The sequence below is a fragment of the Caldivirga maquilingensis IC-167 genome, assembly GCF_000018305.1.
Taxonomy (GTDB): domain Archaea; phylum Thermoproteota; class Thermoprotei; order Thermoproteales; family Thermocladiaceae; genus Caldivirga; species Caldivirga maquilingensis.
The window spans coordinates 876,095-899,340 of the sequence record NC_009954.1; the positions used below are offsets into that span (position 1 = coordinate 876,095).

The window sequence follows — 23,246 nt, forward strand, 5'->3', positions numbered from 1 at the left end:
CCTATTTTTACGTAAAGGTTTATTGAATAATCACTAATACCAATGAGTCTAAGTATCCATTACTTAGTTAATAGTTAATAAAAGTTACTTCAGTATGAAGCACTAAGATATACTTAACTTACTGAGTAATTGCATACTCCGTTCAAGGTATGCGTATAATGGGTATTTACGGTAAGAGAATCATTAACTAAAACTAAGATGTGTTATTAATGTTCACTGCATAACATGTCATCCTGACGCATAATTAAGTTGCCTATCCTTTAGTCATCATTTATAGTAAAGCTTAAAGTTAAATAGTGCAATGTTAGTCACGGAACGCTGCAGGTGATGTGTATTGTTCATTGAGGATAAGTTAACGGAGTACATTAAGGGTATTAGGGTTAATGGGAACTTGGTTAACTTGCTTAGGTCAGCTAATAGAATTATTGCTTTCTCCCCGCATCCAGATGATGTGGAGGTTATTGCTGGTGGTTACTTAGCAATGATGAGTGATAAGGGTGCTTCAGTTAAGGTTATTGTGGTTAGTGATGGCAGGATGGGTATGGGTTCCATGGAGTACGCTGTTGATGAGGTAGTGGCGATTAGGAGGCGTGAGGAGCTTGAGGCCATGAGGATACTTGGTGTTCATGATGTTGAATTCCTTAATTACATTGATTCCGAGGTTCCTGAACCGGGAATCCTTAGGAGGGATTTCATTAGAGTTATTAGGAGTTTTAAACCTGATGTTGCTGTAACGGTGGATCCAAGCCTACCCTATGAGGCTCACCCAGACCACGTGAACACCGGCCTAGCTGTAATGCAGGCGGTTTTGTTTCACGGTATCCCAAGGGTCTTAAGTGAGTATAAGGTTGAGTCTCAACCACCAGTATTAGCTCTAGGCGCCACCGTTAGGCTGAATGCCATAGTATGCATTAATGATGTGATCGATAAGGAAATTAACGCGTTAAGGACGCATAAAAACCCAATTCACCAATGATGTAATTGAATCAATAATAAACATCTCTAAGGCATTGGGTAATGCCATTAAGTGCAATTATGGTGAAGCCTTTAAAGTACTTATGTCAAATGAATTACATGTAAATATATTATCGTTAATATAATAATAGATAAAGTATATTTCAAGGGTTATTTAATATATAGAGTTAAACTTATAAAAGGCATTAAGCCATATTTTTATGGCTGGTTCCAGTGTACCTAAATTATTTGCAAGGGAAGCAACAGGTCTGGTGCGTGAGCTTGGTTTCTGGGAGCAACTTGTCCTTGCTCTTGGTATAATAAACATCACTGGTGGCTTTGTGTTAACAATGATTGTTGCACCATTTGCTTTCCCTGGTTCCAATATGATTGCTGTATTTGCACTTGGCGCAATTCCAGCGCTAGTTATTGCATGGGTTTACTCAATCTTATCAGCAGCAATACCTAGAACTGGAGGTGATTACGTATGGACTGGGCGTGTACTTGGGCCTGAGGTGGCTTCAATATTAGGATGGATGTATATTTTTGGAACCGCAGGTGCTGTAGCATCCCAGGCATGGTATATCACTAATTTCACTCTTGCTCAGCTGTTCTTTAACTTAGGTACTAGGTTAAATAATGCCACTTACTTAAAATGGGCTACAATGATATCAACTGCACCTTTAGGATTCATAGTAGACTTAATTATAGTTATTTTAGCTGCATTAGCCGGGATATTTAGCTTACGTACAGTTAGTAGAATTTTGAAGTATAGCATCGTAATATTCGGTATTACATTTATTTTATTTTTAATATCATTTATTTATGCTACACCACAGAAGTTCATACCAGCATTTAATGCTATAATGTCTAAGTATGGTGCAACCTATAGTTCAATAATGTCAGTAATTAAGAGTAATCCATCCATAGCTTCAACGAGCAATATAGCGGCAACTTTACTTGCTGCAATACCAATGGGGTTTATTACATATTCAGGGTTCAATTATGGCACTTACCTAGCTGGTGAAACAAGGCATCCTGTTGAAACATTTCCAAAGGCATTATTCGTGTCTGTTATAATAACTTTAGTGGGCCTTGTCTTACTTTCAGCCTTATCATACTGGGCATTTGGTGGTGCATTCTTAGGTGGCTTAAGCTACTTGTTTAATACAGGTAAGCTATCTGCACTACCGGTGGAACCAACGCCTAATCTCTTCATAGGCTTTACTGCACCATTATGGCTTGTGTTCTTAATCAATATTAATCTAATAATAGGTTTCTTCTTAGTTGCATTAACATATACCTTAACAATGCCTAGAATACTCTTTGCAATGGGTTTCGATAGAGTATTACCCGAGGGTATTACTAAGGTTTCTGAGAAATTCCATTCACCTTACTATACTATAATAGTATACATAGTTATAAATGCAATTTACACGGCATTAATATGGTATTGGGGCTATATGGTTACGTGGTTAAACACATCACTTGGTACCCCAATCGCATGGGCAATCCCTGGTTTTACTGCGTTATTATTCCCGTTCTTAAGGAGAGATTTATACGCTAAAATTGAACCATACTTACCTAAATGGATGACAAGAAGGGTTCTTGGTTTACCGGCGATATCATGGGGTGGTATATTGTTAGCTGCAGTATGGATCGCCGACATAGCATTTTTATTGATACCAATATCAACATATACGTATTTAGGTACATCAATACCATTAGCCGTAGGAGTAGCTGTTGCTATAGCAGCCGGTGCAGTCATATACTATGAAGTTAGAAGGTGGTATTTGAAGAAGAAGTATGGTATCGATATTCTTACCTTAACATTTAAAGAAGTGCCGCCAGAGTAGCTATAAGTTAAAAATCACTGTACTATTTAAAATAAAATTTATTCCCTAATTATAACAGTAATGTTTAAAAATCAAGATTGTAAAACTTAATATATGAGTAAGTTGAGGGTTGTGCTTGTTTCAGATCTCCATGGTTCAGGTATCGTATACGGTAAAATAGCTAATTTACCTAAATTACTTAAAACTGATCTAGTTGTTGTAGCAGGGGACTTAACAGGTAAAATCCTTGTGCCAATAGTTAGAAAGGGGGGAGAATATGTAACTAATTTGTTTGGGGAGGTTAAAGTAATTAATAGTGATGAGCAGGTCAAGACCATTTCAAAGACCTTAAGAGATAACGGATATTACCCGTATGTTACCGATGAGGAAGAGTACAATAATATCGCCAATGATAAAGATTACTTTAAGAAGGTTCTTCTTAAGGTCATGGAAGAATACTTTAGAGTCGATATAAGTAAGATAGAGAATAATTATCGTAAACTTGGAGTAAAGCTAGTGTATTTGGCAGGCAATGATGACCCTAAGGAATTCGTCAATAAAATATATGAGGAATATGACAATGATGTTTTAATACCAATAGATGAAAAAACCATGAATATTAATGATTATATGTTCTTAGGTTTTGGATATTCTAATGAAACACCATGGCATACTGCTAGGGAACTTCCTGAAAGGGAGATTGAAGAGAGACTTATTAAATTATTTAGTGGCTTAAACAGAAATGAATTAGATAGAACAATTGCGATAATTCATGTACCACCATACGGTACAACTATTGATCAAGCACCAAAGTTAACCAATGATCTTAAACCAGTAGTTGAGGGTGGTGTGGTTGCAATGGAGCATGTTGGTAGTACTGCTGTGAGAAGGATTCTGGAGAACTTCGGCCCATTAATTGGGCTTCACGGACATGTACATGAATCATACGGTATAGATTTCCTAAATGCTAAATGCTGCAATAAGAAGATACCTGTCGTTAACGCTGGTAGCGAATACCAGGGAGGTATGTTAAGGTTTGCCTATCTGATGCTTGAGGATCTTAAGCTTAAGGATAAGATTATTGCAAGAGCCTAATGTGAGACATAGCTTATTTAGCCCCTTTGTTTAGGCACCATGTCTGGCATCACTAGAGCAAGCTCAATCGCGCTAATTACCATGCTTATGAGTATCATTATCACTGCTGCTGTAATACTCATTGATGATAACTATGAAATAATCGAGCTTAAGGCCTCATCTATGTCGTTTGGGTTGTTGATGCTTATGCCGTAGGTTTCACTTAGCTTGTTAATGGATTGTGGGTTAATGTCGGGTAGTAGTGGGTCTAGTCTGAGGGCTCCCGTGAATAATGATTCATCGTACTCGGGTAGTGGTTCAAGTGGATTCAGTGTTAATACTGATTTCCTAACCCTTGATGAATCCCTAATAACCTTAACAGCCCTATCCTCATCACCCTTAACTGACTCAATGGCCTTAACAACATCATTAACATTACCCTCATTAATCCCACTAACCCTCAACCCATATAAATCATTCAGTATCCTCATTAAACCCCAATGCGTAGCAGTATTCCTAATACGCCTAAAGTAAGGTATTATTGGCTTCAATTCATCAAAACCCTTAACCTCACCAAACCCCAATGGAGCACCAGCTGAACGCAACTCAGTGACAATGTAGTGGTAAAGCAATACATCCTGGAAACCACTGGGTGACAGTGACCTTGGGTTTAAGTGATTATGAACATCCGCAACCGGAGACTCCTCAACAACATCCTGAACACTAACCATAAAAACACCCCAAACACAGCATTAATAAAAAACCACTCTAACCTATCCGATAATAATTATTAGCGCATAAGCACATAAAACTGTTAATTAAACCAGTGCTCGATTAAACTTAAGAGCTGAATACTAAACATAATCAACGTTTAATATTAATTTCCTTGGCAGTATCCTTGAGGAAATTCCAAAGGGATTAGAAAGTGAATTAAGAATATTTAGAGGAGTTTAGAGAGAGGTAGTAGGTGGGTTGTTCCACATTATAATTGTTCCCAGTTTATTCATTGATTGCCTTAGGTAGGATTGCTTCCAGTACTTATTTCAATGATTTAACTGTACTTAACTTAGTTTACCTTGATATTAATGTTGATTCATATTATTATATATAGGATTAGTCCTAGTCTATTTATAGTAATACTTTTAAAGGTAAGAAGTTAGAAAGACAGTATGCCTAAATTAGCCATTAATGGTGGAGTCCCCGTTGCCGTTGAGTTAAATAAATTCATTTCTCAATGGCCGATCTTTGATGAGGATGATATTAATGCTGTTGTAGAGACTATTAAGAGTAGGCGTTGGTGTAGACTTTACCCAGGTTCCAAGGCTGAACAGTTTGAGGAGGCCTTTGCTAGGTATCATGATGCTAAATACGGTATTGCAGTGGCTAATGGCACTGTTGCCCTTGAGTTAGCGTTGAAGACCATAGGTGTAACCTATGGTGATGAGGTTATTGTACCAGCGTACACGTTCATAGCCACAGCCTCAGCGGTATCTGAGGTTGGTGGTGTGCCAGTATTCGCTGATGTTGATCCGGAAACTGGTAATATTGATCCAAGTGATGTTGAGAATAAGATAACTGAACGTACTAAGGCTATTATAGCCGTACACTTCGGTGGTTATCCAGCGGACTTAGATGAATTAACCAGGATTGCTAAGAAACATGGATTATTTTTAATCGAAGATGCCGCTCATGCACATGGTAGTGAGTGGAGGGGACGTAAGGTTGGGGCTATTGGGAACATGGGTGGTTTTTCATTCCAGGAGAGTAAATCCTTAACCGCCGGTGAGGGTGGTATAGTGTTAACTAATGATGATAAGCTTGCGGAGAGGGCCAAATTAATACACAATATTGGTAGGGTTCCAGGCCAACCAGGCTACATACACTACATATTAAGCTCAAACTACAGGTTGAGTGAAATTCAGGCTGCATTACTCCTATCCAGGTTAAATAAGCTACCCAGGGAGGTTGAGATTAAGCATAGTAACGGTAAGTATCTTAGTGACCAATTAAGGAGGATTGGTGTGGTTAAGCCCACTAGGGATGATGAAAGGGTCACTAAAAGGGGCTATTACTACTATGTAATGCTTTACAATGAGGAGGAGCTTCATGGAATACCAAAGGATCTATTCATAGAGGCATTACGGGCTGAGGGTGTACCAGTGGGTGTATCCTATGGTCCACCACTCTATAGGCAACCAGCCTTCAGGAGAGAGAATATTAAGAATGTATTCCCACCAAATGCAAGGATACCTGACTACGAAAACCTATACCTAAAAGGTGCTGAGGAGTTTGCAAAAAGGGAACTTGTACTATCTCACTATGTCTTACTGGCGCCAAGAGAGGGGCTAGACCTTATAGTAGCTGCCATTGAGAAGATTAGAGATAATGTTGATGAATTACTGCAAGTATTGCCAAAGTGGAAGGAGAAGCGTACTGATACATGGATTGATACACTTTATAAGAGGGATTAATTTATGGATTTAAGTAAGCTAAGTAAGTATGTTGAATCTATTACTATTGATGAAAAGAAGGTTGATTTACTTAAAAGAGCCGGTAGAGTAATTGCGGTATCACCTCACCCTGATGATATTGAGATAGTAGCTGGTGGTTACTTAGCATTATTAGCATTAAGGAATGCATCCATAAAAGTAATCGTGGTTAGTGATGATAGGATGAGTATACCATTGAATGAGTTAACTGATTATGACGTGATTAAGATTAGAATGGAGGAGGAGATTAATGCCATGAGAGCCTTAGGTATTAGCAACGTGGATTATTTGAATTACATAGACTCAGAGGTTCCTGAACCAAGCATATTAAGGAGAGATTTAATAAGAGTGTTCAGATCCTATGGGCCGGATTTAGTCATTACAGTTGACCCATACCTCCCCTATGAAGCCCACCCAGACCATGTGAATACTGGAATGGCCGTATTACAGGCTGTATTATTTCACGAGGTAAGTAGGGTTATGAAGGAGTATTCACCAAAAACACCTCCACCAGCAGTGGCATTAGGTGCTTCACATAGGCCTAATGCCTTAATATGCATTGATGATTATGTTGATAGGAAAATGAATGCATTGAGGGCGCATAAGTCGCAGTTCAATGAGGAGTTGCTTAGGGGCATTGAATTAATTCACATGAAGCTGGGTGGTGCGGCTGGATGTAAGTATGCTGAGGCGTTTAAAGTTTTGACACCGGGTGAGTTGCATATGAATCCTTTAGCCGAATACTCTTGATGAATCCTTCTTAAACCATTAATGATTCCCTTCTTATTCTCCAGGTAACGTAATCTTTAAACACCTAACTTGCCTCTGCCCCCATGGATCTTGGCTTAAGGGGGAAGGTCGCCATCGTCACCGCCTCCAGTAGGGGTATTGGTAAGGGTGTTGCTAGGGTTATGCTTCAGGAGGGGGCTAGGGTTATGTTATTCGCCAGGAGTATTGATGAGCTTAAGAATACGGCTCTTGAGCTTAGTAGGGAGACTGGGGGTGATGTGGCTTATGTTCAAGGTGACTTAACTAATAGGGATGATGTAATGAGGCTTATTGAGGAAACCAGGAGAGTAATGGGTCCCATAGATGTGCTAGTTTACAACACAGGCCCACCTAAGCCTGGTTTATTCAGTGAATTAACCTTCGATGATTGGGATTACGCGGTTAAACTCCTCCTACTCTCAGCGGTTTGGTTAACTAAGGGTGTTGTTAATGATATGGTTAAGAGGGGTTGGGGTAGGTTAATCTACGTCACATCCCTAACCCTCAGACAGCCTATAAGCAACCTAGTACTCTCAAACACTGTGAGGCTTTCCTTAGCCGGCTTAGTTAAGTCACTGGCCAATGAGTATGGGCCTAAGGGGATTACCGCAAACGGTGTTATGCAGGGTTACGTTATGACTGATAGAGTTAGGAAACTAGCTGAGGACGAGGCTAAGAGGAGTGGTGTATCCATTGAGGAGGTTTTAAGAAGTATGGCTAAGGATATACCGGTGGGTAGGTATGGTAACCCTGAGGAAATCGGTTACCTGGTTGCCTTCCTGGCCAGTGATAAGGCATCATACATAAATGGCTCAATGATACTTATAGATGGGGGCTTCGTTAAGTGCGTCCCCTAGCCTTAATTAAACTAAGCAGTATCCTGGCTCCAATCCTCAGCATCGGATTCACTGAGGCAAGCATGGCCTCCTTAATAACCCACTTAACCGTTTCCCTAGGCATGATTCTAGTTAATTTAGCTAAGGCATCCTCATCGTAAAGCATTGGGTCAGCCAACTCCCTAAGCCTCTTAACGTCACTGAGAAATGAACCAAGCACCCTCCTCATTTCAGTACCGTAGCTTAATCCCTCTTTAAGCACCTTAGCTAATATTAATCCACTAACCATTGCGGTATTAATACCCGCCCCATTAGTTGACACAACAGTACCGGCAGCGTCACCGAGTAGATACACCCCATTACCCTCAATAGAGGCTCCAAGCTCACCCACTGGAATTGTCTTAAGGAGTATTGACCTTTGGGTTGGTTTAAGGTTCAGGGACTTGAGGAATTCACTATGCAAGTTAACTGGGTTAATACCCTTAACCCAAGCGTCATAACCCCTAATCCCTAACCCCACGTTACTTGAACCATCACCCCTCGGGAACACCCAGGCATAACCCCCTGGTGCTAGGATTGGGTCCATTATTACAACAGCCTCGTCAAGGCTTCCACCCCACCCCATGGCCCTTTGACTAGTGGCCACTGCAGTGTCCATTGGATTGAAGGGTGGGTTATTGGCTAGTTCCCTCACTACTGATGGGTAACCATCGGCGCCAGCAAGTAGGTGCGTCTCCACGTAGTGTTCACCATCATTGTCCATTACCCTGCATTTGAAGCCATCCCCATGTTTAATGCATCCTGTTACCGTTGATGAGAAGTTAACCCTAACACCCTTATTAGCTGCATCATTAATGATTCTACTTATCATTAATCCCTTATTAACTATGTATGCTGGGAAATTAATGCTACCAAGATCTATAATAGTACCCTTAACCCTAATTAAGACTCTAAGGGTCTTAATGTGGTTAACAATAATACTCCTCCTAATTGATTTATAAAGCGTGTACTCAATCATGCTCATTAATTCACTGGGTAAGTAATCCACCAGTAATTCGGCCTTAGGCATCATTTCACCACACACCACTGGGCCGTAGTTAATCTTCTTCTTGTCTAATAAAGTAACATCACCCAGGTTAACCTCACTTGCTAGGAATGAACCAGCCGGTCCACCCCCAATTATTAATAATTCAGTGTTAATTGAAACCACCGTTTCTCCCTACAGTTTCGTTCGGTGGTAGGGAGTTCCGCCTCGCCCATAACCCTTTTGGTAGGGTTATGGGGTCATGGGTGGCTGTCGAGCCCAACGGCACTGGGCTCCCATCTATGTGGGGGAGTCCGCCGGGGCTTGGAGCACTGCTCCCATCGCCCTGGCGGGCCCTTATGAGGAGGTTCCAGGTGGCGGTAACGTCGCGGTGCCATAATTCACCCCCACTGCTACACTCCCCAATTCTTGAGTCATTATAGGTTATTGGGGCTTTGTGCACTGGGCACATTTTTGATGTGTTACTTGGGTTTACGTAGACCACGGGTACACCGTACTCCCTCGCCTTCTCCTCAATCACCCTTTGGATTCCTCTAAATGCTGCCTGGTATATCCTGTGCCTCAATTGCTTATCCTTAATCCTGGAGATCATACTACCAGCTGGTTTCCTACCAAGCCTCTCAAGAACAATACCGTACCGCCTCTCCCCGGCGGCTTTAACTATGAGGTGGGCTATCTTCCACCTAATATCATCCTTCTTCCTCCTTTCCTTGAGCTTCCTCAAAACCCTCCTCTTAACTCTAGACTCGACACCATACACCTTATCATACTTCTCCTGCACACTCCTCCTGCGGTAGTAATAACCTAGTGTGAGCTTCTCGATATTCGTCTCCAGGAGGTATGCTGCGCCATCAATAAGTACGGTGACGTTATTCTCATTGACATCAACAGGTATGAAGTCCTTTGGTTTATATTCCTCAACCTCCTTGGTGAATGTAAAATAGATTATCAACCACCTATTCCTCCTATCCAGCCTCACCCTAGCCTCGCTTGCTAGCCTCCACCCACCGTTAATGTACCTCCAGTATTGCCTATGCGGCTCAATCCCCACCCTAACCCACCCCTCGTGAGTCGCCACCTCTATTGAGGTATAGCCATTGGGCCTCCATAGGTGGTCATCAAGCCATATGGAGACTGATTTAACCTCTGGGTAATTCTTCCCGGCAAGCCCCAGCTTCCTTAGTCTCATGAAGCTTTTAGCCCTAGCGCTAGCATCCTGGCATGCTGTATATACGTAGTGTGAGGGTAATTGTGGGTGGAGATTCCTCATTTCATGGTATTTAAGCGCCCTTAACCTAGTGAAGCTTCTAATGTTATTCGCCACTGCGTACATGGTTAACTGCTCTACAATACTACGGTACACATCCTCAAGCTCAATAAACACCCTAAACACACCCCTAGGTAACCTAACACTCCTAACAATAACAGTCCTTGCCACCCTAACCATTTTCCTCAACCTCCTCTAGGACTTTCCTGAAGCCCCCAATAAGCTTCTTTCTTCTACGGCTTCTCATACCGTAGAGTTTGCCGGTGAATTTAGGTTCTTCGCCATAGGCAACCTCTATCCCAACACCGTACTGCTTGAAGAAGTATCCTAGGTATTCAAACCCAAATCCAGTGAGTCTGTCCTTATAGGTTACGACTACAACATCTACTTGCCCATTAACAACGTAGTTGAAGAGCTTCAATAAATCTCTACGATTGGTCCTGAGACCACTGGCTACATCTCTTAGAACATCCACAATCTCATACCCTTTAGCAGAACAGTACTGGGTGAGGTACTGAATCTGTCTCTCTAGATCGTTCCTCTGGTCTGAAGAGCTAACGCGAGCATAGATAATGGCTTTAACCTCCTTTGCCTCTACCTCTCCACTAATGATTTTCTCTATTTCACTCTCAGGTATCATCCATCTACCACTAGGAGTTCTAACAGCCCTTATCCTACTAGAATAAATCCACCTCTTCAAAGTAACATAATGAATACCCAGCCGTCTGCATACCTCCCCTGGAGGTAACAGCTTCTCATCCATATACTTCAATCTACTATAAAATATTATGAATTGTTATATTTAAACGTTTCTGCCCCTCTTGAGCATTCTCTACTTAATTCAGTCACTAGCTCCTTAAAAACAGTAGCCTTACCTGGTGGTATTAATGAATCCTCCATTAACTTACGTAGGGCTGAATTAACGTTGAAGTTACTGTATATTAATGCGCCACCAATAACCCATAGTAGCGCATCAAGGTTAACTTGAGGTATCCCAGAGAGCTCCGCAACCCTTCCCCAAGTCTCCTGTACTAGGTTCTGCTTAGCCGCAAGCACCTTAGCCTCAGCATTAATTAAACCGCTGCACTTAGTCAAGGTAGCTATCCTGTAATCCACTGGTATTGGTAAATCCTCAGGGGGTTTTACGTTAATACCACATGCCCTGTAGGCGTAGTAAAGCATCTTAACTGCGAAGACTATGGTCTTACTATTAATGGGTGAATGTAGTCCACCGGCTAAGAGACTCCATGCCTCATTTAAATTAGTTAAACCCATTAACCTTTCATGGAGTTTAGCCCTACAGAACCTATCAATCCTATCAACCTTAACTTCCCTACCCCTCGCCAAGTAGGGGCTTTTCACCACGTATGCCTTAAAATCCCTACATAGGTCACTAGGCTTATTATGACTGAAGTATTCACTGAAGTAGCTCCAATGCCTCTCCCCCCTGCCGGTTAACATGTAGCTTACAATGGAGTTCATAGCAACCAATACCGCCACAAGTCCTGGGTTATTTAATGCCGTGCACAGTTCCTTAACAACAATGAATTGTGGATCCCTCTCCTCGAAGGCTAATACATCGCTTAGGCTTAATTCCCTTAACACAGTGCTTAGCTTAATGACCCTCTCCTCACTTACCTCCACGCTTAATCTTGATTAGGTTGTTTTTAAAAGCCCTCCAGAGTGCGTAAATTAAGGCTAATTGCCCAACATCAATGAACAGTAATGGTTTACCTATTGTGTAGAGAATGTATGCTAAGGGGAGCATAATTACCTTAGCTCCAATCGAGTATAGGTAAACGTACTCCGACGCAGCGAATATTACTGCTAGTATTATTGATAATACGTCCGCGGTCTTAAGGGGTTTGATAACGTATATTATGATTACTGCTATCCAGAGGAGGAACATTATTGCTGAGAACCTCCAGGCGTAGATGTAGAATGGGGTGTAGGTTACCCAGGATATTGAGTTATCATTATAGACTACGTATATTAAGTTACCGTTTGGGGCTATTAACCTAGACTCCACTGAGAATAATAATTCAACGGGGGTTGCTGCTGACACCGCTATCGTCATAACCACTAGTATTAATGCTATTATCAACGAGTACCTTAACTCCCCCTTCACGGTGGGGTCACCGCAATCCTCCAGAGACCTGATGATAAGCTTACTAGTAGTGTGAATACGAAGAGGACCCATAAGGCAGCGCTAATGATGTACATAATCCAATTAGCCCAATCCTCCTTAAATCCAGGTATGCTTAAGAGTATGTGGTATAGGAATTGGCCACCATCAAGAGGCCACGCGGGCATGGTGTTAAGTAGTATTATAACCACGTTTATTGTCCATAGCCAGTATATGAATTGGTAAAATAACCTGTCACCAATGGTAATGCCTATGAAGGGCAGGCTTGGGTCACTTGGGTTACTGGAGGTGACTATCGTGTAGGTGTGTATTATGCCTGAGTGAAGTATCGTTAAGGTGACTTGACTACCTGGCTTAAGGCCCTCAAGCACGTAAAGTAAAGTCAGTGATGATATTATAGGCTTCCCATTTACTGCGAGGAGTAGGCTATTGGCCGGTATGTTGGCGTAGAAGGCTGGTGAATCCTTAACAATACTCGTTATGACTATTCCTGATAAGTATGGTTGAAGCGCCGGTATTAGGGCTAGGTACATTAGGCCTATGGCAATTATTGATAGGATCATGTTGGCGAAAACCCCTGCGGATAACATGGCTAACACACCCCTTAACCCAGCCCTCTTCCTAAGGTCAACCTCATCAACTTCAACGAAACCACCGTAGAGTATGAAGAGTGATAGGAATACGCCACCTGACTTTATCCTACCCCCATACCTAAGTGCAACTATGCCGTGGGAGACTTCGTGAACAAGTATACTTATGCCTATGGCTATTAACACTATTATGAACACGTTAACGCTAATTGTGACACCAGGTATTAACGGTGTGGCTGGTGTGAACCTACTCTGCACCAATTGAGTTGCCGCCTGTTGACCTGATACAGTGTGTAGGCTCGTTAGGACGCTTACAGTTGCGGCTATGTTAATACCCAGTATTCTAATGAATGATGGTACAAAGCCCACTAATTCACCTATAACCTGAATAGGCATAGGCAATAGGACTGGTACCGCGTAAACCATGGCTAATGCGAAGAATACCACAACAATCACGAATATGACTATTGCAGGAACACCCTCTATTAAATCAGCCAGGGGCCTAAGAACCCTCTCAACACCACTGCTCCTAGCCATTAAAGCAATGTAGTAGTAAATCCTAACCCTATTCCCCAGTAAAAGCTTAACTAACCCAATGAAGACGAACCAAGCAACCACGAACCACACTAATGGTGATATGTTCATCACTGATCCCATATCCTTGGCTTAATATATTTTATTCCCAAGTAAATCCTAACCGTTTCTTCACCTCATCTCCATATTAATACAATAGGCTACTGGATTCTTTAGGGTTTAAAGCATAAAAAGTGATGCCTAATAGACCCTTATGGGTTACTGCGTGTATTTAACTAGGTCGACTTTCCCTAAACTACTCTATGACACCTTAAGAAATGCGGGTTTTGATCTCGAGGTCTGGGATAATAAGGGTCATGGGATGTGGGATAGGGCAGCGGCACCGCCGAGGGATGTGTTGAGGGATGCTGCCTCAAGGTGTGATGCATTGGTTGTTACTATTGGTGATAGGGTTGATGATTACGTGTTAAGTAACGCCAAGGTTAAGGTAATAGCCACGTATAGTGTTGGTTACGATCACATAGACCTTGATGCAGCCACAAGGAGAGGTATACCAGTTGGCTACACACCTGAAGTATTAGTTGAGGCTGTGGCTGACTTGGCTATAGGCTTAATAATAACCTTAGCCCGCAGGGTAATAGAGGGTGATAGGCTTGTTAGGAGTGGTGAGGCGTATAAGGTGTGGGGTGAATTCCTCGGTACAGAGGTTTGGGGAAAAACCCTTGGTATACTGGGTCTTGGTAACATAGGTGCTGCAGTGGCTAGGAGGGCTAAGGCATTCAACATGAATGTCATATATTGGTCAAGGACAAGGAAGCCTTGGATTGAGGTCGCCTTAGGCTTAAGGTATGTGGACCTTAATGAATTATTCAGACAAAGCGACTATCTCGTATTAACGGTAGCACTTAGTAAGGAAACGTACCATATTGTTAATGAGGAGAGATTAAGACTAATGAAAAACACATCATACCTAGTAAACGTAGCCAGGGGTGCTGTTGTTGACACTAACGCCCTTGTTAAGGCACTTAAAGAAGGCTGGATTGCAGGAGCAGCATTGGACGTATATGAGGAGGAGCCAATACCTAATACACATGAGTTAATTAAACTCAATAACGTTATACTAACTCCACATATTGCATCAGCCACCGTGGAGACTAGGAATAAGATGGCTGAAGTAACGGCACTTAACGTAATAAACGTACTATTGAAGAATACTAAACCAGTATATCAAGCAAATATGTCTTAACATCAAACAGGTAAGAATAATACTTATTTACACTGGAAATAGCCCCTAATTAATGCCGGGGAAATCACGTACGTGGATTATTCCATTAATTGCAGCATTAATCCTATTACACTTATGGTTGCTCACTCAAGCCCACTTAATCCAAGTAATACCCTAGAGTTAACGCTAATACTTGAAAATGGGATTACAACCACTGTTACTGTTACTGCTACTCCACGCAACACGTATCCAATGATATCTCTCGGTTACATTAACATAACCCCAAACTTATGGAACCTGAATACAGCATCATCAAGTGGCTACGCGTCAATGGTTTATGATGCTAGCCAGGGTGCATTATACATTCACGTAAACTTCACTAAGGTTTACCTAAATCAGCAGGTGGGTGTTGCAGCCTACTCCGAGTTCATTTATGGTTATAAGCCGTGGGGAACCCTAACCAGTGAGGCAGGGGGCTTCAATTTCCCAGTTAAGTTAACTGAGCTTGGTTCACTCTTATCCTTCATAAACTACTCACTAATAAGCTACTCACCCCAAGTGGCCATATTTGACTGGGCCTATGACCTTTGGTTAACCACAAGCCCCAACTTAACCAATGGACCTCAGCCTGGTGACGTGGAGGTAATGATTTGGTTGTACTATCACTTACAGCAGCCCGCTGGATTCCCCGTGGCTAATGTAACTGTTCCCATTTGGGTTAATGGATCCTTGGTTAATGAAACCTTTGAAGTATGGATAGGTAGTCCACAGATTGAGCCAGGTACCCATGCAATAGTCTCATTTAGGCCCACTAACCCAATACCAAGGGGTTTAGTTGGGGTTAATGTAACCAAGTTCCTGCAACTGGCCGTGAATTACCTGGTTACACTGTATCCAAGTTACTGGAATTACACATACCTAGAGTCCAAGTACCTTAATGGTATTGAGTTTGGTTCAGAATGGGGTAATCCCTCAACATACAACATAACCTTAAACTGGGTAATATATAAAGCATACTTAATTAAAGTACCCTTAGAATCGCAGGGAACCGTAACTGTTACGTATACTACGACTGTTACATCAACAATGACCGTCACCAGCATTTTAGCAACAACCAGTACTGTAACCACCACTAGTACATTAACATCAACCGTAACGGCTACAAGCGTCTCAACATCTACGGTTACGCAAACCTTAACCACAAGCATAGTTAAGACGGTAATACCAGTTTACTATACTGCAACAATAATCGTGCTGTTGATTATTATTGCAGTAGTAATTGCACTGGCGTTCGCGCGTCGTGGTATTAGGGTCAGGTTATGCTAAAGCATAATGAGAGAAATTTAAAAATAGTGAACCATATTTGAGTCATGTATCGGTTAAAGTACTCCCATTTATCAATACTCGTGGGATTAGTCTTAATCCTAAGTATACCATTAACCTTGGGTTACTCAATGCCAACAGTGCCTCAGTGTCCATTGAATTCCAGTGTTGTCCTAATGATTACTACTCAGCCATTATTACCATCAGGCAACATGATTGTCTCATATGGTCCACCCGGTCCATGGACCGTGGTTAAGTATGGTGACTTGGAGTATTTGCTTCAAATCAATATGTGGAATCTGGCCAGTATAGGTTATGGTAATGAAACCTTAACCTTCAATAACGCCACTGGGGAAATATGCTTCAGCTCAATGATAGGGAATGTGACTTTAATAAGCCCAAGTGGCGGTGTTTGGGGTTACCCTGGCATATACCTTGTCGGTGTGTTTCCAGGTGGTCAAGTGAATATACGTAATCCCCTGCTTCCATTACCCTTAACAGTCAATGATTTAGTTAATGGATCATACTCCAATAGGTTAATAGCGTTGAACTACTCCATGTGGATTCCTGATGATGAGCCAATGGATTGGTCGTACGACATCTGGTTAACCACATCACCAGCACCATCAGCTAGCTTAAACCATGGTGCTGAGTTAATGATTTGGCTATACACTACGACGCCTGTGTTCTCATGGGCTGACACTGGGATTAAGGTTAATATTCCTGTTACTGTTAATGGTTCGCTTATTAATGAAACATTTGATATTCATGTTGACTGTTACCATGGTTATGATAGCACCTACTGGACCTACATAGCCTTCGTCCCCCTTAATGGTGGCTTTAAGAATGGTTACGTAAGCATATCACTTAAACCATTCCTACAGTACATGGTTAAGGTTTTTCCAGAAATCTGCCCAAGCCTCTGGTCCTCTCAGGGTGAGGTGAGTAAACTATGGATGGATGTAATAACCTTAGGCAGTGAATACGGTAATAACCAATGGGTTAACTACCCTGGATGGGGTGTAATAGCCTGGAGACTTTATGAGGCATCAGTGTTAATACCCGGCCTTACACAAGCCACCAGTACCACTACTACAACAACCACAGTAACTGCAACGGTAACTACAACCGTTACTTCACCCACTCTAGTTACTTCAACATCACTGGTAACCGAGACCTCTACATTAATTGAAACCACTTCATCCACAACAACACTGGTTACTACGTTAACCAAGTTAACCACAGTAACATCAACGGTAACTATCATTAGGCAGGCCATTAATGAGGCTGTGGTATGGGTGGTCCTGGTGATAGTAATAGTGGTGGCTGTGGCTTTAGTGGCTGTGAGGAGAATATTATAAGGGAGGGTTTAAATCCAGTGTGCCTAATTTATTGGCTTATGATTCATTCCCTAAGGCTTTCCTTAACCTTATCTAATTCGATTCCAGTATTATCCCTAGTTATTGCCACGCCAATTAACCCAATTACGTATCCAATTATCAGCAGTACTACGTAACCATTTACCACACCGAAGGTCTTTAACCAGTACTGGGAGGTTAATAAGGCCCCAGTGGCTCCAATACTAGCCATATTCCATAGGAAGCCAACGGCACTTCCCCTGAATCTTGTTGGGAATAATTCAGCCAAGTAAGCCAGCATAACACCACCAGTACCTATTACGCTTGTTAATACACCGGCTGAGATTATGAGTGAGGTGTAGCCTAGTTTAAGCGCAATGGTTAATGGATACGCTAACACTATGCCTACCACTATGAGTACTAGGAAGGCCCTCCTCCTCCCAGTGTAATTGCTTAACACACCACCGGCTATGGTTAATACACCACCTATTAAGGATGCATACGCTAACCCCCAGAACGCTTCATTAAGTGGTAGCTTCATGAAACTTGTGAGGTATGTTGGTAGGAAGCCCAGCGTCGCGTACGCCACCCAGAAGATTCCAGCTAATAGGAGTAGGGCCACTAAGGCATCCCTGGTACTGGCTTTAAATAACTCAGCTATGGGTATCTTCGCTATATTGCCTGTTGCCTTAGCCCTCTTATAGATTTCAGGGTCATCAACAGTCAACCTAAGGATAACCCCAATGAGAGCAACCACGAGACCTACTAGGAAGGCGTACCTCCAGCCGAAGGCCACGAAATTACTTGTTCCAAAGTAGTCCCTAAGCAGTGCGAATGTTAATGCCGCTAACGCGTAACCCCAGTAGTAGCCGCTTTCAATAACACCACTAACCAATCCCCTAAACCGGGGTGATGAACTCTCCACCGCTATTAAGTGTGAGCCTGAGACCTCACCACCAACGAATATTCCAACAATTAGCCTAAGGGTTACGAATAAGGCAGTTGCGATTAAGCCCACTTGGGCATACGTCGGTAATGCCCCCGTTAATGCTGAGAATACACCGAGGCCGATTAGGGTTATTAACATTGTAATCCTCCTACCAACCCTATCCGCAACATGGCCGAACACAATACCACCCAGTGGTCTGGCTAGGAGGGTTAAGGAGTATGAGGCGAATACGTAGAGTAATTGAGCAGTGGGGTTAGTTTTAGGGAAGAAGGCTCCCCCAATTATTGAGGCTATGAAGAGTATGAGTGTTAAATCAAATACATCAACCATCCAACCTATTGTACCACCTAACAACGCCCTAACGTTTATCTCACTTACCTTAAGCTCACTACTCATATAAAATAGGAGGTGTGTAAATATTAAAGTTTTACCCAATATTACACTTAATGATAGTTTAAGGTAATTGATTAATTTACGTGAATTCAAGAGCATTAGTGATAAAGCTGCATTATTAGTAAGGTACTTAATGAATGAGTAACTTACTAAAATCAATACAGTATTAAGGCATCATAATTGAGCACGAATGAGCACTTAAGGAAGGTTTTAAATCAAGCCAAAACTAACCTTAGCCTTAATGCTTGCCCTACTATTCCACGGTAAGGGTTCAAGCCCAGAGAAGATAAACTGGTTAACTAGGCCCTTTAGGAACATGGGATTCAGGGTTGAGGCACCTAAAATAGATGAGGTTGCTGATGGAGTCTTAATTGGATCCAGGATTATTGAGAATGAGAAAGACCCAGTAATCACAGGTGGCCACTCCATGGGTGGTACCGTGGCTTTACTATTAGCCGCCAAGTACCCTAAGAAGGTTAAGTGTGTTATTGCTGTTGCGGCACCGGTTGATAGGGTTCTTCAATTAAAGTGGCTTGAGAAGGGGGAGGAGGGATCCGTGAGGAGGGCGTTGTATAATGATATAGTGGCTAGGTTAAGTATGAAGGATCTTGAGGAGTCTTCACCAATCAGGTACATTAATAGTGAATACCCGCCAGTAATATACATTAGGGGTAATGCTGATGATATAGTGCCTGCCGAGCACCTTGAGCTACTTAAGAGGAAGGCCAGTGAGTATGGGTTTAAGGTTATTGAATTAACAATAGAGGGTATGGGGCATACCCCCAGGTCTCAGCATGTTAAGGTGATTGAGGACTTCATTAAGAGTAACATTAATCAATGCCTAACTTCTTAAACGGAATCTATGTCAATACCATATAGGGCGGCGTAGACGAAATCAGACACACCCCTGAACTTCAAGGGAACCTTATGATACTCTATCACTAGAGGGAACTGGGCCTTATCAATACTACAGGGCGCAACCATGTACTGTGCCCCAGTGCGGTAGGCATCGTACACCGATGGCCAACCTGCCCAAACCCTTAGGGGCATTAATTCATCAAGCAGTAACCCGCCACCAGCCCCACAGCATAGGGTTCTCTCCCTATTATGCTCCCTCTCCCTAAATTCCTTAACAGTTGACTTAAGTATCTCCCTGGGTTCCTCAATTAAGTCCCCTGCCCTGGCTAGGTTACATGGGTCATGGTAAGTCACCACTGCATCAACCTTATTGCTTATCTTCAATTTACCCTTCTTAAGAGCCCATGCCGTTAACTGCGTTATGGAGATTCCATTAATGCCATGTTCAGCAAGCCTGGGGACTACGTAGTTCTTAAAGGCTCTCCACCCATGTCCACATTCCCCGAATACAACTACCTTAGCCTTCCTCCTCAAGGCCGCATTAACAATATTATCCCCAAACCTCCTTAAGTGGTATTCATCCTCAAAGAGCCCGAAGTTACCCACCTCAAGGGCCTGGGAGTCCATTGTCCAATTAAGACCAAGCTCAGTCATTACTGCTATAGCCCCCTTTAACGTACCAATGTTAGTGAAGAAGTCGGTGGATGATGGTATGTAGAGTACATCAGCCTTATCCTTATCCACCACCCCCTCCATTTTCCTACCAGTCTGCTCACTTATCTCACTAACAGTGAAGTCTATTACATTAAGTGCTGCATCCTTAGTAATACACATGTTATTGCCAGTCTTATAAACACACTCCATTGTCTTAGCTATGAAGGGGGGCATCATACCCATTTCAACGAATATTTGCCTAATAGACCTAGTTATCTCAGCTTGATCAATGCCAAAGGGACAGAAGTACGCGCATCTCCTGCATTCAGTGCACTGGTAGTAGTAGGTCCATATCTTATCCAAGTCAACACTATCCATTAACCGCTTTAATTCCTCCTCATCACTCAACTTATCCACTAGGCCAAAGGTTAATTTACGCATCCTCCTGTATATGTTTCTAATTAAGTCAGCCCTACCAACGGGGCTATTATTGGGGTCCCTTGTGGCCAGCCACATTTGGCATTTATCTATACAGAAGCCACAGTGGGTGCATGACTCCATGTAGTTTCTAAAAGCCCTACTACTCCTTGCTAATTCCCCTATCCTATTAATGAAGTAGAGTTTCCTATCACTTAAATTAGGCTTAACCTTAGTTAATTTATTCATCTCTATTGTACCTAATGTACCTTCATCAGCCTCAACCCTAGCCTTCAAGTGACCACTACCTTTACTGAACTCCTTAACCCACTCACTGTAGCGTGGGCTAGTCTCCAGTATATCCTTGTCCTCACCCTTATACTTAACTTTAACATTAACCATGACTACCACCCCAGATTCCCGTAACCCTCTCCTCAACTTCATTAACGTCTTCAAACTTACCATAAAGGGCTGGGTTAACGGGCATTGAGAATGGGTGAATCATCTTAGCGAAGGGGATATACATCATGAATAGTTCCACTGCAAGCACATGCGCGTAGAAGAGTAGGTTACTGGGTGGGGGGATGTATTTGAATGATACTAAGCCAAGAGCCCACTTAGTGGCTTCATTAAATAATGAGGAGGGTGCGGTTAATCTAAGAGCTAACCCAAGCACCACTATTGCTATGACCCATGAGATCGCCACGTAATCATCAAGGTAATTAATGAAGACCCTATAAATCCTCTGAACCCTAATCCTCCTCACAAGTAGGAATACGCCTGCTGCAAGCGTTAATGCACCCACGGTGGTTCCTAGGATGAACATTAATTCTTCAGGGACCATTAATTCAGGTAACCATAGGTGTAGGTGGAAGGCGATTAGTAGGAATATTCCCCAGTGAAATAGAAGTACGCCAAGCCAGGTTGAGTAATCCCTACGGTAGCTAGTGCCTAGTATCGTGTAGTATGTGAACATTCTGGCTAAAATATGTTTAACCGAACCAAGGAAGCTTTCCTGCCTTGGCCTAATCACAAGCCTGTATAAACCTAGGTAAAGCCCAAGTGGACCCTTACCGGCATTAATCCATAGGGCAATCCTATACGATACACCGCATACTAGTACTATTAATGATACGTATGGTAGTATGAAGTATAAGGAGTACGTTACCGCATTGTACATTTAAGTCACTGCCATGACTCCATTGCCTTCTCCAAATCCTCAAGGTACTTTTTCTTCTGTTCCTCACTCATGTTGAAGAACGTTATGCCGTAGGTGTAGTATGGTTCAGTTGGCTTAGCCTTAGTTATCTTAGCGGCTAAGTCTGGGTCAAACTTAGCGAAGTCACTTAGGAAGCGGTGCCAAGTCACCCTTATCAATGTATCCCCAATCCTCTCCCTCCTCCAACCCTCCTCATCCCACTTAGGTACAATCCTATCCCTAATTACTTGGAACATGGTCATTAAAGCCTCCTCTAGTTTATCGGGGCTAGGCAGGGGTATGAATGGTATCAGTACCTTGGCTAACTTAGGCCCAGTCCTACTCTTAATGGTACCACCCACCAGTACAGTTAACCCCTTCTCCCTGCCGGGCTTAATGGCTGGGTAAGTCCTCCTAATGCATTCCATGCATTTAACGCACTTTGATCCATCAATGTTTAATCTCGATCCATCCCAACTAATGGCGCCAGTGGGGCATGATTTAACCAATTCCTCAACATCTCCACCTTCCTCAATCCACTGCTTCAGTCTCTCATTATCAATATCGGGTGCGCCTCTCCATGTACCAATCACCACGTAGTCTGCCCTGGCTTGAGCCTTAAGGCAGTCTATTGGGCAGCCTGAGTACTTGAACTTTATCTTATACGGGAATTGAGGGTAGGTTGCCCAGTCTATTAGACAACTATAAGTGAAGTCTCTGGCCTTCAACGTGTCGTATATTGCGTAGGGGCATAGTAATGGTCCTGGGCATGATACTGTGTTCCTCATTACATCACCTGAACCACCTATGTCTAAGCCTATTCTCCTTAGGAATACATCTAATTCAATTAACTTCTCCCTAACTACGTTTAGCACTACATCACCTGTCCCTCCTATGAACTGCATTAAACCCCAGCCGTATCTTCTGGATGCCTCAATTAGGAATCTAAGTAATGTTGTTGTGAAGACTTGGGCTGATGGGATTAGGACACGTGCGTGATCCTCGAAAATAGGTGGATTTATCCTAGTCCATGGGTGGCTCATCCTAGAGAGTACACCTGAGTATATTCCAGGGGCCTTAGCTGCACTTGTGGCCCATGGGGTTACACCGGCCACAAGCCCCATGCCGTATATGTAGACTGGGTACTTCGTCTTCTTGAGTTCAGTGACGTGGCTTGGCCATGGCCCCTTCTCTAATTCGGCTAAGTATTCCTCAACCTTCTCCTTAGGTGGTGGTTCAGGCCATAATGATGGATCTATCGGCAGTTCTTCAGAGGCCATATGAGGTACTTTAACTTTGTTTAAAAACCCTTATTCCTCATTAAATGTGAAAT

Annotated in this window: 21 protein-coding genes; 10 read left to right on the forward strand and 11 right to left on the reverse strand. The window is 42.5% G+C overall.

Translation table 11 applies throughout. The features are described 5' to 3' along the window. Positions 1 to 334 precede the first annotated feature (334 nt). The 3 genes from CMAQ_RS04250 to CMAQ_RS04260 all read left to right on the forward strand — a co-directional run bounded on the left by CMAQ_RS04250 (position 335) and on the right by CMAQ_RS04260 (position 3,884). Entirely contained in the window at positions 335 to 976 is a 642-nt protein-coding gene (locus tag CMAQ_RS04250) for a PIG-L deacetylase family protein (protein WP_012185887.1), read from the forward strand. 199 nt (positions 977 to 1,175) lie between these two features. Further along, positions 1,176 to 2,810, forward strand: a complete 1,635-nt coding sequence (locus CMAQ_RS04255) for an APC family permease (protein ID WP_012185888.1) — start codon at positions 1,176 to 1,178, stop codon at positions 2,808 to 2,810. Positions 2,811 to 2,903: 93 nt separating this feature from the next. After that, positions 2,904 to 3,884 (forward strand): metallophosphoesterase family protein, encoded by a 981-nt coding sequence (locus CMAQ_RS04260; RefSeq protein WP_012185889.1) that lies wholly within the window; start codon positions 2,904 to 2,906, stop codon positions 3,882 to 3,884. A gap of 131 nt (positions 3,885 to 4,015) precedes the next feature. Here CMAQ_RS04260 and CMAQ_RS04265 read toward each other — a convergent pair whose 3' ends face one another. Next, the gene (locus CMAQ_RS04265) at positions 4,016 to 4,594 is read right to left on the reverse strand and encodes a hypothetical protein (protein ID WP_012185890.1); all 579 of its coding nucleotides are present in this window, start codon (positions 4,592 to 4,594) and stop codon (positions 4,016 to 4,018) included. A 438-nt stretch (positions 4,595 to 5,032) separates the two neighbouring features. Between CMAQ_RS04265 and CMAQ_RS04270 the strand changes: the two genes are divergently transcribed. The 3 genes from CMAQ_RS04270 to CMAQ_RS04280 all read left to right on the forward strand — a co-directional run bounded on the left by CMAQ_RS04270 (position 5,033) and on the right by CMAQ_RS04280 (position 7,977). Next, the gene (locus tag CMAQ_RS04270; protein ID WP_012185891.1) at positions 5,033 to 6,334 is read left to right on the forward strand and encodes a DegT/DnrJ/EryC1/StrS family aminotransferase; all 1,302 of its coding nucleotides are present in this window, start codon (positions 5,033 to 5,035) and stop codon (positions 6,332 to 6,334) included. 3 nt (positions 6,335 to 6,337) lie between these two features. Then, complete coding sequence (locus CMAQ_RS04275; protein WP_012185892.1) at positions 6,338 to 7,102, forward strand: PIG-L deacetylase family protein; 765 nt, start codon at positions 6,338 to 6,340, stop codon at positions 7,100 to 7,102. Between the two features lie 83 nt (positions 7,103 to 7,185). Then, complete coding sequence (locus CMAQ_RS04280) at positions 7,186 to 7,977, forward strand: SDR family oxidoreductase (protein WP_012185893.1); 792 nt, start codon at positions 7,186 to 7,188, stop codon at positions 7,975 to 7,977. On the opposite strand, the gene CMAQ_RS04285 is transcribed toward CMAQ_RS04280, so the two are convergent. Genes CMAQ_RS04285 through CMAQ_RS04310 form a run of 6 tightly spaced genes read right to left on the reverse strand, consistent with a single transcriptional unit; the run spans position 7,961 to position 13,649 of the window. Beyond that, positions 7,961 to 9,166 carry an NAD(P)/FAD-dependent oxidoreductase gene (locus CMAQ_RS04285; RefSeq protein ID WP_012185894.1) on the reverse strand — a complete coding sequence of 402 codons (1,206 nt, stop codon included), beginning with the start codon at positions 9,164 to 9,166 and terminating at the stop codon, positions 7,961 to 7,963. The two genes, CMAQ_RS04280 and CMAQ_RS04285, sit on opposite strands and share 17 nt — an antisense overlap. Further along, positions 9,153 to 10,448, reverse strand: coding sequence for an RNA-guided endonuclease InsQ/TnpB family protein (locus tag CMAQ_RS04290; protein ID WP_012185895.1), 1,296 nt, complete (start codon positions 10,446 to 10,448; stop codon positions 9,153 to 9,155). The genes CMAQ_RS04285 and CMAQ_RS04290 overlap by 14 nt, the downstream gene beginning before the upstream one ends. Continuing rightward, complete coding sequence (locus tag CMAQ_RS04295) at positions 10,441 to 11,031, reverse strand: IS607 family transposase (RefSeq protein WP_012185896.1); 591 nt, start codon at positions 11,029 to 11,031, stop codon at positions 10,441 to 10,443. Before CMAQ_RS04295 ends, CMAQ_RS04290 begins: the two co-directional genes overlap by 8 nt. A gap of 23 nt (positions 11,032 to 11,054) precedes the next feature. Continuing rightward, positions 11,055 to 11,912, reverse strand: a complete 858-nt coding sequence (locus CMAQ_RS04300; RefSeq protein WP_012185897.1) for an N-glycosylase/DNA lyase — start codon at positions 11,910 to 11,912, stop codon at positions 11,055 to 11,057. Next, positions 11,899 to 12,396, reverse strand: coding sequence for a hypothetical protein (locus CMAQ_RS04305; protein WP_012185898.1), 498 nt, complete (start codon positions 12,394 to 12,396; stop codon positions 11,899 to 11,901). Before CMAQ_RS04305 ends, CMAQ_RS04300 begins: the two co-directional genes overlap by 14 nt. Further along, complete coding sequence (locus tag CMAQ_RS04310; protein WP_012185899.1) at positions 12,393 to 13,649, reverse strand: M50 family metallopeptidase; 1,257 nt, start codon at positions 13,647 to 13,649, stop codon at positions 12,393 to 12,395. The genes CMAQ_RS04305 and CMAQ_RS04310 overlap by 4 nt, the downstream gene beginning before the upstream one ends. A gap of 142 nt (positions 13,650 to 13,791) precedes the next feature. On the opposite strand from CMAQ_RS04310, the gene CMAQ_RS04315 reads away from it, so the two are divergent. The 3 genes from CMAQ_RS04315 to CMAQ_RS04325 all read left to right on the forward strand — a co-directional run bounded on the left by CMAQ_RS04315 (position 13,792) and on the right by CMAQ_RS04325 (position 17,447). Then, entirely contained in the window at positions 13,792 to 14,784 is a 993-nt protein-coding gene (locus tag CMAQ_RS04315; RefSeq protein ID WP_048062667.1) for a 2-hydroxyacid dehydrogenase, read from the forward strand. A 114-nt stretch (positions 14,785 to 14,898) separates the two neighbouring features. After that, positions 14,899 to 16,089, forward strand: a complete 1,191-nt coding sequence (locus tag CMAQ_RS04320) for a glycoside hydrolase family 12 protein (protein WP_048062668.1) — start codon at positions 14,899 to 14,901, stop codon at positions 16,087 to 16,089. A gap of 44 nt (positions 16,090 to 16,133) precedes the next feature. Then, positions 16,134 to 17,447 carry a hypothetical protein gene (locus CMAQ_RS04325; protein WP_012185902.1) on the forward strand — a complete coding sequence of 438 codons (1,314 nt, stop codon included), beginning with the start codon at positions 16,134 to 16,136 and terminating at the stop codon, positions 17,445 to 17,447. 43 nt (positions 17,448 to 17,490) lie between these two features. Here CMAQ_RS04325 and CMAQ_RS04330 read toward each other — a convergent pair whose 3' ends face one another. Continuing rightward, positions 17,491 to 18,789, reverse strand: a complete 1,299-nt coding sequence (locus CMAQ_RS04330; protein WP_156769830.1) for an MFS transporter — start codon at positions 18,787 to 18,789, stop codon at positions 17,491 to 17,493. A 238-nt stretch (positions 18,790 to 19,027) separates the two neighbouring features. Between CMAQ_RS04330 and CMAQ_RS04335 the strand changes: the two genes are divergently transcribed. Beyond that, positions 19,028 to 19,639 (forward strand): alpha/beta hydrolase family protein, encoded by a 612-nt coding sequence (locus tag CMAQ_RS04335; protein WP_012185904.1) that lies wholly within the window; start codon positions 19,028 to 19,030, stop codon positions 19,637 to 19,639. Here CMAQ_RS04335 and CMAQ_RS04340 read toward each other — a convergent pair. From CMAQ_RS04340 to CMAQ_RS04350, 3 genes are read right to left on the reverse strand one after another with little or no spacing between them, the layout of a single operon-like run. Next, positions 19,636 to 21,117 carry a (Fe-S)-binding protein gene (locus CMAQ_RS04340; RefSeq protein ID WP_012185905.1) on the reverse strand — a complete coding sequence of 494 codons (1,482 nt, stop codon included), beginning with the start codon at positions 21,115 to 21,117 and terminating at the stop codon, positions 19,636 to 19,638. The two genes, CMAQ_RS04335 and CMAQ_RS04340, sit on opposite strands and share 4 nt — an antisense overlap. Beyond that, positions 21,110 to 21,895: a respiratory nitrate reductase subunit gamma gene (locus CMAQ_RS04345; protein WP_012185906.1), complete on the reverse strand. Its 786-nt coding sequence runs from the start codon at positions 21,893 to 21,895 to the stop codon at positions 21,110 to 21,112. The genes CMAQ_RS04340 and CMAQ_RS04345 overlap by 8 nt, the downstream gene beginning before the upstream one ends. A gap of 5 nt (positions 21,896 to 21,900) precedes the next feature. After that, a complete protein-coding gene (locus CMAQ_RS04350) occupies positions 21,901 to 23,193 on the reverse strand; it encodes a hydrogensulfite reductase (protein ID WP_012185907.1) in 1,293 nt (430 codons plus the stop codon). Positions 23,194 to 23,246: the final 53 nt, after the last annotated feature.

What these genes read in the sequence shown, in the direction of transcription:
- CMAQ_RS04310 (WP_012185899.1), bottom strand. Translation starts at nt 13,649, where the DNA reads ATGAACATATCACCATTAGTGTGGTTCGTGGTTGCTTGGTTCGTCTTC.
- CMAQ_RS04270 (WP_012185891.1), top strand. Translation starts at nt 5,033, where the DNA reads ATGCCTAAATTAGCCATTAATGGTGGAGTCCCCGTTGCCGTTGAGTTA.
- CMAQ_RS04290 (WP_012185895.1), bottom strand. Translation starts at nt 10,448, where the DNA reads ATGGTTAGGGTGGCAAGGACTGTTATTGTTAGGAGTGTTAGGTTACCT.
- CMAQ_RS04315 (WP_048062667.1), top strand. Translation starts at nt 13,792, where the DNA reads ATGGGTTACTGCGTGTATTTAACTAGGTCGACTTTCCCTAAACTACTC.
- CMAQ_RS04325 (WP_012185902.1), top strand. Translation starts at nt 16,134, where the DNA reads ATGTATCGGTTAAAGTACTCCCATTTATCAATACTCGTGGGATTAGTC.
- CMAQ_RS04275 (WP_012185892.1), top strand. Translation starts at nt 6,338, where the DNA reads ATGGATTTAAGTAAGCTAAGTAAGTATGTTGAATCTATTACTATTGAT.
- CMAQ_RS04280 (WP_012185893.1), top strand. Translation starts at nt 7,186, where the DNA reads ATGGATCTTGGCTTAAGGGGGAAGGTCGCCATCGTCACCGCCTCCAGT.
- CMAQ_RS04295 (WP_012185896.1), bottom strand. Translation starts at nt 11,031, where the DNA reads ATGGATGAGAAGCTGTTACCTCCAGGGGAGGTATGCAGACGGCTGGGT.
- CMAQ_RS04260 (WP_012185889.1), top strand. Translation starts at nt 2,904, where the DNA reads ATGAGTAAGTTGAGGGTTGTGCTTGTTTCAGATCTCCATGGTTCAGGT.
- CMAQ_RS04320 (WP_048062668.1), top strand. Translation starts at nt 14,899, where the DNA reads ATGGTTGCTCACTCAAGCCCACTTAATCCAAGTAATACCCTAGAGTTA.
- CMAQ_RS04350 (WP_012185907.1), bottom strand. Translation starts at nt 23,193, where the DNA reads ATGGCCTCTGAAGAACTGCCGATAGATCCATCATTATGGCCTGAACCA.
- CMAQ_RS04340 (WP_012185905.1), bottom strand. Translation starts at nt 21,117, where the DNA reads ATGGTTAATGTTAAAGTTAAGTATAAGGGTGAGGACAAGGATATACTG.
- CMAQ_RS04255 (WP_012185888.1), top strand. Translation starts at nt 1,176, where the DNA reads ATGGCTGGTTCCAGTGTACCTAAATTATTTGCAAGGGAAGCAACAGGT.
- CMAQ_RS04345 (WP_012185906.1), bottom strand. Translation starts at nt 21,895, where the DNA reads ATGTACAATGCGGTAACGTACTCCTTATACTTCATACTACCATACGTA.
- CMAQ_RS04265 (WP_012185890.1), bottom strand. Translation starts at nt 4,594, where the DNA reads ATGGTTAGTGTTCAGGATGTTGTTGAGGAGTCTCCGGTTGCGGATGTT.
- CMAQ_RS04335 (WP_012185904.1), top strand. Translation starts at nt 19,028, where the DNA reads ATGCTTGCCCTACTATTCCACGGTAAGGGTTCAAGCCCAGAGAAGATA.
- CMAQ_RS04330 (WP_156769830.1), bottom strand. Translation starts at nt 18,789, where the DNA reads ATGAGTAGTGAGCTTAAGGTAAGTGAGATAAACGTTAGGGCGTTGTTA.